This window comes from Acinetobacter sp. PC34, from assembly GCF_051789135.1.
GTDB lineage: Bacteria > Pseudomonadota > Gammaproteobacteria > Pseudomonadales > Moraxellaceae > Acinetobacter > Acinetobacter johnsonii.
Genome location: NZ_CP196664.1, coordinates 1679917 through 1695583, shown reverse-complemented (window position 1 = coordinate 1695583; position 15667 = coordinate 1679917). Strand labels below are relative to the sequence as shown.

The 15667-nt window shown below is 42.3% G+C and carries 12 protein-coding genes; 11 read left to right on the top strand and 1 reads right to left on the bottom strand.

Annotated features, from left to right (window positions below; all coding sequences use genetic code 11):
• Nucleotides 1–7 precede the first annotated feature (7 nt).
• The gene (locus tag ACSC9N_RS08195; RefSeq protein WP_010326681.1) at nucleotides 8–1117 is read right to left on the bottom strand and encodes a muconate/chloromuconate family cycloisomerase; all 1110 of its coding nucleotides are present in this window, start codon (nucleotides 1115–1117) and stop codon (nucleotides 8–10) included.
• Nucleotides 1118–1232: 115 nt separating this feature from the next.
• Here ACSC9N_RS08195 and ACSC9N_RS08190 point away from each other — a divergent pair, with 115 nt between their 5' ends.
• The 11 genes from ACSC9N_RS08190 (at nucleotide 1233) to ACSC9N_RS08140 (ending at nucleotide 15646) form a co-directional block, all read left to right on the top strand.
• Entirely contained in the window at nucleotides 1233–2147 is a 915-nt protein-coding gene (locus tag ACSC9N_RS08190) for a LysR family transcriptional regulator (protein WP_005399482.1), read from the top strand.
• Nucleotides 2148–2428: 281 nt separating this feature from the next.
• Nucleotides 2429–3796, top strand: coding sequence for an MFS transporter (locus ACSC9N_RS08185; protein WP_010326682.1), 1368 nt, complete (start codon nucleotides 2429–2431; stop codon nucleotides 3794–3796).
• A 240-nt stretch (nucleotides 3797–4036) separates the two neighbouring features.
• Nucleotides 4037–5314 (top strand): DcaP family trimeric outer membrane transporter, encoded by a 1278-nt coding sequence (locus ACSC9N_RS08180; protein WP_029575018.1) that lies wholly within the window; start codon nucleotides 4037–4039, stop codon nucleotides 5312–5314.
• 265 nt (nucleotides 5315–5579) lie between these two features.
• Nucleotides 5580–6467: a DMT family transporter gene (locus tag ACSC9N_RS08175; RefSeq protein WP_058951991.1), complete on the top strand. Its 888-nt coding sequence runs from the start codon at nucleotides 5580–5582 to the stop codon at nucleotides 6465–6467.
• 756 nt (nucleotides 6468–7223) lie between these two features.
• Nucleotides 7224–8060: an SDR family NAD(P)-dependent oxidoreductase gene (locus ACSC9N_RS08170; RefSeq protein WP_010326685.1), complete on the top strand. Its 837-nt coding sequence runs from the start codon at nucleotides 7224–7226 to the stop codon at nucleotides 8058–8060.
• A 130-nt stretch (nucleotides 8061–8190) separates the two neighbouring features.
• Nucleotides 8191–9099 (top strand): cation diffusion facilitator family transporter, encoded by a 909-nt coding sequence (locus ACSC9N_RS08165; protein WP_004693172.1) that lies wholly within the window; start codon nucleotides 8191–8193, stop codon nucleotides 9097–9099.
• A 65-nt stretch (nucleotides 9100–9164) separates the two neighbouring features.
• Nucleotides 9165–9593, top strand: coding sequence for a cation efflux protein, CzcI-like (locus tag ACSC9N_RS08160; RefSeq protein WP_004693170.1), 429 nt, complete (start codon nucleotides 9165–9167; stop codon nucleotides 9591–9593).
• A gap of 47 nt (nucleotides 9594–9640) precedes the next feature.
• Nucleotides 9641–10963, top strand: a complete 1323-nt coding sequence (locus ACSC9N_RS08155) for a TolC family protein (RefSeq protein ID WP_004693168.1) — start codon at nucleotides 9641–9643, stop codon at nucleotides 10961–10963.
• Nucleotide 10964: 1 nt separating this feature from the next.
• Nucleotides 10965–12191 (top strand): efflux RND transporter periplasmic adaptor subunit, encoded by a 1227-nt coding sequence (locus tag ACSC9N_RS08150; protein WP_010326687.1) that lies wholly within the window; start codon nucleotides 10965–10967, stop codon nucleotides 12189–12191.
• On the top strand, nucleotides 12181–15327 hold the full coding sequence (locus tag ACSC9N_RS08145) for an efflux RND transporter permease subunit (protein WP_029575020.1): 3147 nt from the start codon (nucleotides 12181–12183) through the stop codon (nucleotides 15325–15327). Before ACSC9N_RS08150 ends, ACSC9N_RS08145 begins: the two co-directional genes overlap by 11 nt.
• Nucleotides 15328–15532: 205 nt before the next feature.
• Nucleotides 15533–15646 carry a hypothetical protein gene (locus ACSC9N_RS08140; protein WP_010326689.1) on the top strand — a complete coding sequence of 38 codons (114 nt, stop codon included), beginning with the start codon at nucleotides 15533–15535 and terminating at the stop codon, nucleotides 15644–15646.
• Nucleotides 15647–15667: the final 21 nt, after the last annotated feature.

Here is a 15667-nt window from a genome sequence, read left to right as displayed (position 1 = left end):
ACGTCGCTTAAGCGCGGCGCAGCTGATCAATCTTGTTTTCATCCAACTCAATACCGAGTCCTTTGCCTTGAGGTAAGTGCAAAGCGAAGTCAGTGTATTGAAGTGGGGTTTTTAAAATATCTTGGGTTAAGAGCAGTGGGCCGAATAGCTCGGTGCCATAAGCTAAATTTTCAAAAGTCGAGAACAAATGTGCCGAAGCAATCGTGCCGACTGCACCTTCAAGCATGGTTCCGCCATACAAATCTATACCGGCTAAGTTGGCAATCTTCGCCACTTCATGACCTTCGATTAGTCCACCAGACTGAGCCACTTTCACTGCAAAAACAGAGGCCGCATTGGTTTTGGCTAAACGGTAGGCTGAGCTTGGTCCCATGAGCGATTCATCCGCCATGATGGCAAGATCAAAACGTCGTGTTAAACGCTGCATCGCATCAATGTTGTCGATCGCACACGGCTGCTCAATCAGGTCAACACCACCATTTTGTAGGAGTTGAATACCCTTAATCGCATCTAGCTCAGACCATGCACGGTTCACATCGACACGGATGGAAATGTCTGAACCCAGTGCTTGTTTAATCGCAAGAACATGTTCGACATCTTCTTCTACACGGCGTGAACCAATTTTAAGTTTGAAAATATTGTGGCGTTTTGCCTCAATCATTTTTCGGCCTTCAGCAATATCTTTTTCAGTGTCACCAGATGCCAATACCCAAAGTACAGGTAAGCTGTCACGTAAGCGGCCACCCAATACTTCAGAAAGGGGTAAATCTAAACGTTGCGCTTGGATGTCGAGTAGAGCCGTTTGAATTGCACATTTGGCAAAACGGTTACCATTAATATTTTTTTTCAAAGCACGCATGGTTTGTGCAATATTTTGAGCTTTAAGGGACTTCAATAAAGGTGCAAAATAAGTTTCAATATTGGTCTTAATACTTTCTGGGCTTTCTTCACCGTAGCCCAGTCCGCCAATTGTTGTCGCTTCACCCCAACCGACAAAGCCATCTTCAGTGCTGATTTTCACCAAGACAAGCGTTTGCGTTTGCATAGTCGCTACCGCCATTTTGTGTGGGCGAATAGTGGGGATTTCGACGAGTAAGGTTTCTATAGATTTATACATCTTAACTCTGCGCAGCCTTGCGTTGTGTACCTGATTTGATATACCTTAAAAGAATAAATATGAACTGTCGAAGATCAAATTAGCATTTTAATATATCTTAAAGGTATAAATAGTCATGGAATTGAGACACCTCCGCTACTATGTAGCTGTTGTAGAAGAGCAGAGTTTTACCAAAGCTGCTGAAAAATTATTCATTGCACAGCCTCCTTTAAGCCGCCAGATACAAAACCTGGAGGCTGAATTGGGGGTGCAATTATTTGAACGTGGCAGCCGTCCACTCAAAACCACGGAAGCAGGACAATTCTTCTATCAACACGCTGTTAAACTTTTGTCTAATGCCGAAGAAGTCAAAGCCATGACACAACGTGTAGGCTTGGTTGAAAAAACGGTGACTATGGGCTTTGTGGGTTCATTGTTATATGGTTTATTGCCTAAAATTGTGTATTTATTTCGGCAGCAACAACCGCATTTAAAAATCGAATTGATCGAAATGAGTACCAAGGATCAAATTCAGGCCTTAAAAGAAGGGCGGATTGATGTTGGTTTTGGACGCTTACGTATTTCAGATCCTGCTGTGCGTCGGGTTTTACTGCGTGAAGAACCGCTGATGTTGGCGGCACATTCTAGTCATCCTTTGACGGCGCAAAAACAAGGTGTGTATCTGTCGGACTTGGTCGATCAAAACTTATTTCTTTATCCAAGTCATCCCAAGCCAAACTTTTCTACCCAAGTCCAAGGGCTGTTTTCAGAATATGGACTGGAACCCAAACATTTAAAAGAAGTCCGTGAAATACAGTTGGCACTAGGGTTAGTTGCAGCCGGAGAAGGAATTTGTGTGGTTCCAGAAAGTGCACGAACCATTCAACTGCCGCATTTGAACTATATTCCAATCTTAGATGATGCAGCGACTAGCCCCATTTTTCTCGCCATTCGTTCCATGGATGAAAGCGAGGACATTCGTTCGTTATTTGATTGTATTTATCAGGTCTATGACCTTGAAGCGATCAAATATGACCGCGCATTTATCTAAACTTGGGAATTTAAATTTCACAATACTTTTAAAGTCTACATTTTAAAACGAACCCTTTCAGCCATCCTTAGGGGATGGCTTTTTTTATAGTCATTTTCACTTGGTTTTGCTTATTTTCTGTCTCCCACTTAAAACATTAGTTATATAACCTATTTATTTAAAACAATAAAAACCTTAACCGACCTTAAAGGTATAAATATAGAGTTATTCGGTTTTGGACAAGAAAGCTACTTTTGCTGCAATGTGCACAGCAACAAACATTCGCAAGCAGGAGGCTTAAAGTGAATACAAATCCAGTTAACATCAACACGGTGGTCGATGAAGCCAAATTTACGCCCTTTCATTGGAGTGTACTCATTTGGTGTCTACTGATTATTATTTTTGACGGTTATGATTTAGTCATCTATGGCGTGGCATTGCCACTTCTGATGCAAGAGTGGGGACTCAGTGCAGTACAAGCAGGTTTACTTGCGAGTACAGCCTTGTTTGGCATGATGTTCGGTGCGATGAGTTTTGGTACGTTGTCTGACAAATTGGGCCGTAAAAAGACCATTATGATTTGTGTGGCTATTTTTAGTGGCTTCACCTTTCTAGGCGCATTTGCAAGTAATCCTATTGAGTTTGGTATTTTACGTTTTCTTGCGGGACTTGGTATTGGTGGGGTGATGCCAAACGTGGTCGCACTCATGACTGAATATGCTCCGAAGCGTATTCGTAGCACACTCGTTGCGGTTATGTTCAGTGGCTATGCTATTGGCGGCATGACGTCAGCTTTACTGGGTGCATGGTTGGTAACAGACTATGGTTGGAAAATCATGTTCTATATCGCCATCATTCCATTTCTGGCTTTGCCGATTCTTTGGAAGTTTCTACCTGAGTCTTTAATGTTCCTGACTAAAAAGGGTGAAACTGAAAAAGTCCGTGAAATTGTGCAAAAAATTGCACCGGAGCAAGCGATTCAGCCAGAAACGACATTTAAGCTCAACGAACCTGTTGCTGGTGATGACGCTCCATTAAAGGCATTGTTCCAACAAGGCCGTACCTTTAGCACCATGATGTTTTGGGTGGCATTCTTTATGTGCTTACTCATGGTCTATGCGCTTGGAAGCTGGTTACCAAAACTAATGATTCAAGCAGGCTATTCGCTTGGTGCAAGTATGATTTTCTTATTTGCTTTAAATATTGGCGGTATGGTTGGAGCGATTGGCGGTGGTGCGCTCGCAGACCGTTTCCACTTAAAACCAGTTTTGACAACCATGTTCACCTTGGGTGCTATTGCGCTGATTCTACTCGGTTTCAACAGTCCACAAATGGTGCTGTACGGTTTAATTGCGATTGCAGGCGCAGCAACCATTGGTTCACAAATTCTACTGTATACCTTTGTCGCACAGTTCTATCCAACTGCTGTGCGCTCTACAGGTATGGGCTGGGCTTCAGGCATAGGACGCATTGGCGCAATTGTTGGACCTGTACTGACAGGTGCATTGTTAACTTTTGAGTTGCCACATCAAATGAATTTTCTCGTGATTGCGATACCTGGGGTGATTGCGGCTTTGGCCGTGTTTATGGTCAACTTAAAAGTATCTGTAGATGGTGAAAAAACCAAATCAAAACAAGTGTTTGATGCAGTTAAATCCACAGCCAATTAAAGAATACCGAACCCATGAGTCTAGTGCATTAGTAGTAGGCTCATTTCAAAAACTGTATGAACTGTTAAAATCAATTTGCTTTTTATAAGTTGTTTTTTAACGCGATTTTTAATGCAATAAAAAGTTTCATTTTAAAGTATTAAAAGAAATGCATTGCGTTAGAAAACAGCGATGAAAAATAGAGCTAAATATTAAAGAGTAAAAGTCAGGACAGACTTAAATACACAGGACCCGTGTTAAATGAAACAATTTAAGAAGAACGTTTTAGTTGTCACTTTATCGATGTTAAGCAGTGCAGCATTACATGCACAAAGCAATACGACGACAGAGATTGAGCAACTTAGAAATGAAATTAATGCGTTAAAACAAATGCTTCAACAGAATACTCAGCAACAACAGCAGCAAGCTGTTCAATTGAGCGCTGTTGAACGTCAAGTGTTGACGACGCCAAAAACGGTTGAAAAAACGGGTTTAGGTTTGACCAAAGGTGGGGCAGAGTTCAACTTATACGGTAATGTTCGCGCGGACGCATCGTATCAGGCCGAAGGTGGCTCTCGTGATATGCCCTATAACCAAATCAATAGCGTGCCTTTAGAAGGAAATGCTGAAAATAGCGATCGCTTAAGATCAACCCTTTCAGCAACGCGATTAGGTTTGGACTTTAAAGCGCCAGTCGCCGATCAGAACTTAAATGCCAAAATTGAGGTCGACTTTTTAGGCGGCGCAAACCTTGATAATTTACGTATTCGTCATGCGTATTTAAACTATGGTAACTGGTTAATTGGTCAAACGTGGTCAAACTTTGCGACTCCAGACTACATCCCTGAAACGATTGATGCTTTGGCTTATGTGGGTGCTTCAATTAAACGTACACCTCAAGTGCGTTATACCCATAAATTTACGCCAAATACTAACTTAGTCGCGGCAGTGGAAGACCCGAAAGATGCCAGCATGAGCCAACGTATGCCAGCATTTACAGGACGACTGAATCATAAGTTTAATGATGCACTTTCAGTCAGTGGGCGTGCAATGGCGCATGAAAAACGCATTCAAAATCAAGAAGAGTGGGCGTATGGCGTAGGTGTTGGTGCCAAATTTGACATCACCCCTGTGACTTCTGTGAAAGCCGACTACTACCATGTTAAAGGCGATAGCAGCTTTGTATCCTTTACTAACCCTGGCGTAGTTGCAACAGGCACAAGTATTGAACAAAGTGAGTTTTACTCAATTACTGTCGGTTTAACACAGAAGTTTAATGACAAATTACGTGGTACTTTGGCTTATGGTTATATGACTTTTGATAAAAATCAGGACTACCTTGATGCTGTAGCTGATGATACCAAAATCAATAAAAACTTATGGCAGGCATGGGGTAATTTATTCTATAGCCCAGTTCAGCCTGTTAGCCTTGGCGTAGAGTATGTCTACGGTGAGCGTGAAGCGTTTGCACCTGCGGCAAATGGTAGTAAAAAAGGTGAAGACAACCGTGTGAACTTGGTTGCGATTTATAACTTCTAATACTTTAAGTGATAACCCGTTTTCACTTTGATATGTATAGATCGAAGTGAAATTTCACATAGAAGCCGAAGGATAACCCCTTCGGCTTTTTATGTTTTGCTCGATACTCAGTTTTGAGGAAATGTTGCGAAAGTCATGCAATAGTCGAAGTTTCGTCAGAACTTAAGTTATTTGTCACATAAGAATAAGTCATGAAAATAAAGCACATGTGCTGCCATCAACGGGTTACATTATGTGAGGTAAGTAACTGTATATAGAGTACTTGATGACAATAACATGGATTCTTTTTACGCTTATGGCCGCTTTCATGCAGGCTTGGCGCAACGCTTTTCAAAAGCAACTCAGTACTACTGTAGATGTTTATGGAGTGACTCTAGCGCGGTTCATCTTTGCTTTACCTTTAGCACTGATTTACATCAGTTGCCTTTACCATTTCCAACCTGTGACAGAGTCCGTCCATTTCAATCTCCGTTTTGCTATCTATGTGCTTATTGCGGCGTTGAGCCAAATTGCAGCAACAGCATTGATGGTTCAGCTTTTTAAGCAAAAAAATTATGCAATTGGAGTGGGTCTTGCTAAAAGTGAAGCAGTACTTGCCGCGATTATTGCCGTGCTCTTTTTATCCGATCATTTAAGCCTTTTAGGCTGGTTTGGGGTTGCTGTCGGAGGCTTCGCAGTTTTTTTAATGTCCAAAGGGCGGGACTTTTCTGATTTTTCGGTGCAAACCTTGTGTATAGGTATCGGTAGTGGTTTATGTTTTGCCATTACCTCGCTCTTGGTACGTGAGGCCAGTTTAGAACTAGATAATTTACCGTTTATTCACCGTGCAGCTTGGGTGCTCTTAATGGTGATTGGGACACAGTGCTGTTTACTTTTAATGTATTTGGGTATATTTCGCCGTGCAACATTATGGGCCATGTGGCAGCGTATTGGACTTACATTTCGTGTCAGCTTATGTAGTTTTTTGGCGTCACTGGGTTGGTTTAGTGCCATGAGTATGCAGTCAGTGCCCATTGTAAAAACTTTGGGGCAGGTTGAGATTATTTTTAGTATGTTGATTTCAGCCTACTTCTTTAAAGAAAAGCTGGCACGTGCTGAACATCTCGGTATTGTATTGGTGGTGGTTGCTGCATTTTTAGTGATTTGGGCTTGAAGTCTGATCTTTACACAGCCCCTGTCATTCATTTGTAATGACATTAACCATTCAAAATGTAATGTAACTGCCGTTTTACTAGTCTTCAACTCAAAAAAATAGAGATTAAACCCATGTCTAGGTTTAATCTCCAAAGTGTATTTTCTCGTGGAGTTTAATTTTGAGGCCCGAATTTAGATGTTGATATTAGTGCAGCAAACTTCAGATTCTTATTGAAGAAGGTAGTTTTGATCTGCACCGACAAAGAAAATCACACCTATACAAAAAAGCCCACAGTAAATCGCGAACCAGATAATCATGTTTTTAAATGCTTTATCTGAAATTGAACTATCTGCATATTTTGCTGGTTTTTTTGAGTCTAGATCTTTCATGGTTACTGCACTCAACTGAGGTGATGAGTACATTATGTAAAGCAAACGACTGATGAAACAGGTACAAAAACAAGATTAAAAAAATATAACAGATGAAGCAGAATTGCTCAGGACTGTTATAGTCTAAAGCCTATGTGACACACTATGTAGATATCAGTAACTTGTTTTCAGAGTCCTATCACTTGAAAATACAAGAAAATTAAAAATGATCTTATATTTAAAATACCACTCATGAATTTTATACATACTGAATCATTAGAAATGATCATTTCATTCATGACTGTAATTTTTGTACATTAACTAAAATAGACCTTGTCTGCGTAGAACTAAAGTACTTGAACCTTCAGCATGGCGTTTAAGTTTAAAACGATATTTAGAGAGCATTATGAAAAATTTTGAAAATAAAGTGGCAGCGATCACAGGCGCAGGTTCAGGCATTGGGCAGCAGTTGGCGATTCAACTGGCTAAACAAGGTACACATTTGGCACTCAGTGATCTCAATGAACAAGGTTTGGCGGAAACCTTAAACCACGTCAAAGATTATCCTGTTTCAGTCACGCTCACAAAACTGAACGTTTCAGACCGTAAAGCAGTAGAGGATTGGGCAAAGCAGTGTGAGCAGGATTTCGGGCAGGTCAATTTAGTTTTTAATAATGCAGGGGTCGCGTTAGCGAGTACTGTTGAAGGTCTGAGCTATGAAGATGCCGAGTGGATTTTCAACATCAACTTTTGGGGTGTGGTGTATGGAACCAAAGCTTTTTTACCCTACTTAAAACAAAGTGGCTCTGGGCATATTGTGAATATTTCAAGTCTATTTGGGCTCACTGCTCAACCTACTCAGAGTGCCTATAATGCGACAAAGTTTGCTGTCCGTGGTTTTACCGAGGCACTACGCCAAGAACTAGACCTAGAAAACTGTGGTGTCAGTGCAACTTGTGTTCACCCGGGTGGGATACGTACCAATATTGCCAATAGTGCTCGAATGAGTGACAGTATTCGTGCGCTGGGTATGAACCCAGAGCGTGCTAGCCGTTCTTTCAATAAAATGCTTAAAACCCCGCCAGATGTGGCAGCACAGGCCATTTTAAAGGCTGTAAAAAAAGATGAGCGCCGTGTCTTAATTGGAACAGATGCCAAAATTATCGATCTGGTACAGCGTATTACACCAACAGGCTATACGCAGGCCATGAGCTTTTTGACAGGGAAAAAACGCCGTAAATAAAGACGTATTCACATGAAAGATGATTTTATTGTTTTAACCGAGTATACTAAATCGAGTAATTTTTAAATTAAAAAAAGCTTCGATTTCAATGCTAAAGCATTCCGTTAAATAAAATGATAAGGAGTCCTACATGAGTGGTTCTCATAACCATGATCACAGTCATGTTGAAGTGACTGCAAAAAATGCCAAGAAATTAACCATCGCACTTGCCCTGACGTTTACCTTCTTAATTGTAGAAGTGGTCGCAGGATTTATCACGCAAAGCTTGGCCTTACTGTCCGATGCAGCGCATATGTTTACCGATGCCGCTGCTTTAGCGATTGCTTTAGCAGCCATCAAAATTGGGCAAAAACCTGCCGATGATAAACGTACTTTTGGCTATCAACGGTTTGAAATCTTGGCAGCTTTGTTTAATGCCATGATGTTGTTTGTGGTAGCCATTTACATTTTATATGAAGCCTATCAGCGTTTTAGTCAGCCACCTGAAATTCAAAGCTTGGGTATGTTGGTTGTTGCGGTTCTGGGTTTAATCATTAACCTGATTTCAATGAAGATTTTGGTGTCGAGCAGTCAAGACAGCTTAAATGTGAAAGGGGCTTATCTTGAAGTGCTCAGTGATGCCTTGGGCTCTGTGGGTGTGATCATTGGCGCACTGGTGATTTATTTCACAGGTTGGATGTGGGTAGATACCGTTATTGCGGTGTTGATTGGCTTTTGGGTCTTACCTAGAACTTGGGTGCTACTGAAACAAAGTATCAATATTTTGCTCGAAGGTGTACCAAGTGAAATTGATATCGAATCTTTACGCAATGATTTGCTGGCTTTAGAGGGTGTACAAGGTATTCACCAGCTTAAAGTTTGGGCCATTACCTCTAAGAATGTGCATTTAACAGCGCATTTGATTGCACCTGATGTAGATCAGAGAGCTTTATACCACCAAGCTGTGGAGTTATTGGGGCATGAGCATGGGATTACGCAAGTGACTTTGCAGATTGAAGAAGATGAATGCCATCCACACCAACATGAACATAGTCATTAAAAAAGACTTGACCTTAGACTTAGTCTAGGCTTTACAATAGCGTCACTTTATTTCAGTACGACATTATGCGTTCTACCACGTGGATTAGCGTCTTAGTTGCTTTATTCATGTTCCAAAGTCTTTGGAACGTGGCGGCAGCTTTTTGCGTCCATGAAGAACAAAAAACTCAAGTCGTGACGCAACAAAATTTTCATTTTGGGCATCATCAAACCACCTTGTGTGTGTCTGATGATAAGGCACACCAGCAAAGCAGTGCCGATAGCCATACTCAAACGGCAAATGATCAGTTTGAATTGGGTGAAGACCATCAAGACCATCAAGATCATTTGCCTTCAATGGCACATTTGATTATTCCGAAAGAAATAAACTATCAAATGCCGCTCGCGTTTGAAGTTCGTGAGCGTCCGCAGTTTTTTTGGCACAATGCCTATCAAGCCCCTGATTTATTGGGGCAACATCCTCCTCCTGAACTTTCCCCGCTAATGGTGGGGTAGCCTAAAACATTTCCCACCACTTCTTCTAAAAATTAGTGGGAAAAAACATGTCGAATCAATTTAAGGCGTTTATACGCCAAGCCCTTGCTGTGGGCATAACAACAGCCGCAATGCAATGGAGTTTTGCCGAACCGATCAAGACTTTGGATGAAGCTTTAGCAAAAGTAGAGCGCTATCAAAACCAAAGCGACATTGGGCAACAGCGTCAAAGCATTTCAGAGCTGAACATCAAAAACAGTGGCCTATGGCAAAATCCTAGCTTAAATATCAATCAAGATGGTTTGGGTTCAAATACCAATCAAGAGCTCAGTATTGCCATCAGTCAGCCCTTAGATGTTTTTGGACAGCGTAAGCTTAATCAAAAACTCGCAGAAACAGCGCAGCAACAAGGACAGTTACAACAACAACTGTGGACAGCACAAAGCCAATTGGTGGTGAAATTTGCATGGTCTCAGTTGGCTTTGGCACAAGTTGAAAAATCGCTGTACGCAGCACAACTCAAAGTGAGTCAAAACAATTTAGACAGTGCCAAAAAACGTTATCAGGCGGGCAGTATTGCTTTGGTTGACTATGAACGTGCGCAAATCGAAAGTTTGGATATGCAGCGCTTATACCAACAAGCGGTACTGTCAGAACAAGTAGCACAGCGTCAACTCTCAAACCTTTGGGGCGAAACCAAAGCCGATATTCAACTCAATGCGACCTCAATGCCATGGCCAGATCAAAGCGATGCCACAGTACAGCGCTATATTGCTGAAGGTTGGTTGGAAAAGCTATATGCACTGAACATTCAACAGTCCAATTTAAACATTGAAAGTTTAAAAGTGCAGGCACGTCCCAATCCGACCTTAAATGTCGGCATGAAACGGAGCCAAGCACCGAATGAAAGTAGCGATACCACATTAGGTGTCGGCGTGGATATTCCGCTGAATATTTTTAACCGTCAGCAATACAGCATTCCGATGGCCCAGCGTCAGCAAAGCCTGTTGAATCAGCAGCAACAGCGTGAGTTAAAACAGCAAATTTTAGATATCGCCAATGCCATGCATGAACTCAAAGGACTAAATAAACAGTTTAGTTCGATGAGTCAACAAACGTCTTTGGCAGAACAAGTGCAAGTCCGCACGCTGCAAGGTTTTAAAGCGGGAAAGCTGTCCATTACCGACATTCAACAAGCCAACTTACAGCTGCAAAGCATACGCCTTGGGCAGTTGCAGTTATTACGTCAAGCTTGGCAGACTGCATTGAGCGCAGAAGCACTCAGCCTCGGTACTAGCTATGAGCAGATCAGTAGTTCAGATGCTTATAGCCAAATCAGTAAAAATTCAATCGCACAAATACAAGACCTCATCCTTGGCGGAGCACAATAATATGCAACTAAAAAACCAATTTGGAAAAATATCACAGCCATTGATGATTGGGCTTTTGCTCCTCATTACATTTCTCATCGCTGTTGGAATTTGGTTTAGCTCGAAAGATACAACCACTGATGAACATGCGCATGAAGAATCTGAACATGCTGATGAACCCGAGGCAGAAAAAGGACATGCCGAGGAAGGTGAAATTCAACTGACGGCACAGCAACTGACAGAGCAAGGCATTCAAATCGCTTCAGCTCAACAAGGCGTGGTGTCTCAAGTTACCGTTCTGCCTGGAAAGCTTGTGGTTAATACCGATCAGCAAGCACATATTTCGCCAAACTTTGGTGGGCATGTGGAACAGGTGAATGTTGAACTTGGTCAAAACGTACAAAAAGGACAAACCTTAGCTGTACTGTCCGTCCCAGAACTGATTGATCAACAGGCCAATTTGCGGATGGCTCAAGCCAGTTTGGATTTGGCACGTCAAGATTATCAACGTGAACAGCAGTTATGGTCACAGGGCATTTCCGCCAAGCAGGATTACCAACGGGCAGAAAATGCTTACCGACAAGCGCAGATTACTGTGCAATCGGTGCAAAGCCGCTTAAACGCCCTAGGGGCAACAGGTGGAGTAAATGGTCGTTTTGCCATTAAAGCACCCATTTCAGGTGTGATTAGCCAAAAAGATATCGTAGTGGGTGAAAACGTACAATTGGCCGATCAGCTTTTTGTGATTGAACAATTTAAAGAGTTATGGCTTGAGTTTAATCTGCCTGCTCAGTACTCAGGTCAGTTACAAGCCAATCAGAGTCTGACATTTAAGCCGAATGCTTCTGAACAAAAATATGAAGCCATTATCCAAAGCTTAACCTCTCAAGCCGATGCACAAACAGGACGCTTGGTGGTACGTGCTAAATTAAAAAGCCAAGCGGCTGAACTACGTCCAAATGTTTTAGTGAATATCTTTTTAGACAATACCAGTTCAAAAACAGCACTTCGCGTCCATAAAAGTGCTATTCAAAACATTGAAGGTCAAACTTCGGTATTTGTGGTCGACGCTGAACAAAAAGGACAAGTGCATTTGAAAGCGCAGCCCGTTCAACTTGGGCAAGCTTCAAATGATGTTCAATGGGTGGAAGTGATTTCAGGCCTAACAGCAGGACAACGCTATGTCAGTCAAGGCAGCTTTGTTCTTAAGTCTGAATTAGAAAAAGGCGAGGCTGATCATGCACACTAATCATGATTTACCCAAGCCTGAGGGTTTGTTTGAACGAATTATTCAGTTCTCTATTCAAAATGCAATTTGGGTCATGCTCTTTGTCTGTACATGGATTGCGGTCGGGGTTTATAGCTATCAAAAACTGCCGATTGATGCAGTGCCCGATATTACCAATACGCAAGTACAAATTAATACCCAAGCCAATGGTTTTACCGCATTGGAGGTTGAGCAGCGGATTACCTATCCAATTGAAACTGCAATGGCGGGTATTCCAGATTTACAGCTGACTCGATCTATTTCACGCTATGGTTTGTCCCAAGTCACCATTGTATTTGAGGATGGCACAGACATCTATTGGGCACGTCAGCAGATTAATCAACGGGTGCAAGAGGTCAAAGCGGACTTACCTAGCGATGTTTCCCCAACCATGTCACCAGTTTCGACGGGTTTAGGTGAAATTTATCAATGGGTCATTAAAGCTGAACCGAATGCCAAAAAAGTGGATGGTACGGCTTATAGCGCGATGGACTTGCGGGAGATCCAAGATTGGATCGTTCGTCCACAATTGCAACGTGTTGCGGGGGTTGCCGAGGTCAACAGTATTGGCGGGTTTAATAAAACCTATGTGGTTGCTCCCGACTTAAACCGTATGCAACAGTTGAATATTTCCTTAAGCCAACTACAAACTGCTTTACAGGAAAATAATGAAAACCGTGGCGCTGGTTATATTGAGGAAAATGGTCAGCAGCTCACAGTCCGTGTTCCGGGGACACTCAACAGTCTTGCAGACATTGAAAATACAACGGTTGCCAGCCCAAATGGGAACCCCATTCGTGTCGCGGATATTGCGCAGGTTTCAATTGATCATGACCTCCGAACAGGAGGAGCAACCTATAACGGCGAAGAAACTGTACTCGGCATCGCTATGATGATGATGGGGGAAAATAGTCGAACGGTGTCTAAAGCTGTAGATGCCAAAATTCAGGAGGTGCAAAGCAGTTTACCGCAAGGTGTCACAATAGAAACGGTTTATGACCGCACGACTTTGGTGGAAAAAGCCATTAAAACGGTGCAAAAGAACTTGGTTGAAGGCGCAATCTTGGTGATTGTGATCCTCTTTTTATTCTTAGGTAATATTCGTGCGGCGTTAATTACAGCCTGTGTGATTCCACTGTCTATGCTGTTTACTTTAACGGGTATGGCACAGCAGAACATCAGTGCCAACCTGATGAGTTTAGGGGCATTGGATTTCGGGATTATTGTCGACGGTGCAGTGGTAATTGTTGAAAACTGTATTCGCCGTTTAGCCCATGCCCAGCAGTTACTCAAACGACCGTTGACTCAGTCGGAACGTTTTAAAGAAGTGTTTTTGGCAGCGCGTCAAGCCCGCCGTCCACTCATTTTTGGTCAGCTGATTATTTTAGTGGTGTATTTACCGATTTTTGCACTGACTGGTGTAGAGGCAAAAATGTTCCACCCAATGGCTTTGACTGTTGTACTTGCACTCGTTGCAGCCATTATTTTGTCGATCAGCTTTGTACCTGCGGCTGTCGCACTTTTTGTCAAAGGTGACATTAAAGAAACTGAAAGCCGTTGGATGCTGTGGCTAAAAGAGCGATATCAGCGAGTATTGGACTGTACCTATCAGTATAAAGCGGTGGTTTTGACCTTCGCACTGTGCTTATTGGTGTTGACGGGATTACTTGCAACACGTATCGGCAGTGAGTTTGCACCGCAACTGAGTGAAGGTGACTTTGCTGTACAGCAACTGCGCTCTCCAAGCACAGGCTTAGAAGAATCACTTCGTATTCAGGAAAATACGGAAAAGCTACTTCTGAAGAAATTCCCTGAAATACAGGCTATTTTTGCGCGAACAGGCACGGCTGAAGTGGCGACCGATGTGATGCCACCGAATATTTCAGATGGTTACGTCATGCTGAAACCCCGTGATGCATGGCCAAATCCAAAAGAAACACTCGATGAACTGCGTAGCCGTATGCAGGCCTATTTAGCAACATTGCCCGGTAACAACAGTGAGTTTTCTCAGCCAATTGAACTGCGTTTCAATGAGTTAATATCGGGTGTACGTAGCGATGTCGGTGTCAAAATCTTTGGCGATGACATGCAAGTATTAAATACGGAAGCTGAAAAAATCAGTAAATTGATTCAACAGGTTTCAGGCAGTACCGCCGTTAAAGTTGAACAAACGTCGGGTTTACCTTTGCTCAATGTTGAAATTGATAAAAGCTTGGCGGCGCAATACGGCCTAAGTGTCAAAACCATACAAGACTATGTATCAGCAAGCATTGGCGGACAAAATGTTGGTGAAATTTTACAGGGTGACCGCCGTTTTGACTTTGTGATTCGACTTAGTGAACAAGACCGTAGTGTCAGTGGGATCGCGCAACTGCCAATACAGCTTCCGAATGGTGGCAGTATTTTACTCACCGATATTGCCACTGTAAAAATGATGGATGGCATCAACCAAGTCAGCCGTGAAAATGGCAAACGTCGTGTGATTGTCACAGCGAATGTGGAAGGGCGCGATTTAGGTTCTTTTGTCACAGAAGTACAAAGTCAGCTTAAACAATACCCACTTCCAAGTGGCTACTGGATTGAATATGGTGGTCAGTTTGAAAATTTGGCCTCGGCACAGGCTCGAATGCAGATTGTGATTCCACTGGCATTATTGACGATCTTTATTTTGCTGATGGCTGTTTTCCATAACATCAAAGAAAGCTTGCTGGTGTTCACGGGTGTTCCATTTGCCCTAACTGGTGGTGTGCTTTTCTTGTGGTTAAGAGACATTCCTTTGTCAATGTCGGCGGGCATTGGTTTCATTGCCTTGTCTGGCGTTGCCGTTTTAAATGGTTTGGTCATGCTGACCTTCATTAAAGAGTTAAGAGGGCAATACCGCTTACATGAAGCCGTTTGGCAGGGAGCGATTTTGCGATTAAGGCCTGTTTTAATGACCGCTTGTGTGGCGTCCTTAGGTTTTGTGCCGATGGCGCTTGCCACAGGCACAGGAGCAGAGGTTCAACGTCCACTGGCGACCGTGGTGATTGGTGGAATTATTTCTTCGACGTTATTGACCTTGGTGCTATTGCCAGTGTTGTATCGTTGGATGAATGCAAAAAAAGAAACGAAAGTTTAATCCCTTAATCAGTTGAAGCATGGGGAGGCAAAATAGTCTCCTCATACTTTTTTATACTACTTGATATCAGTCTGATCGCTTTGGAGAGTTAAAAATGGCAAATCTGTTATAGTCTGTTATATTTTTTTCACAAAGAACTGTATCTGTCCTTTCGTATAGGAAACCTTAGAATAATGAATATAGATAGAGCGTTGAGGTATTGAAAATGAACTTTTTACTGAAGAAAAATAGAGCTTGGTTTGTATTCTTTATCATTACTTTATATTCGTTTCTTGGATTTTTTCTTGGATTTATCATTTGGGAATACTTTTTGAAGTAAGTACATAGTAACGCTAAAGAA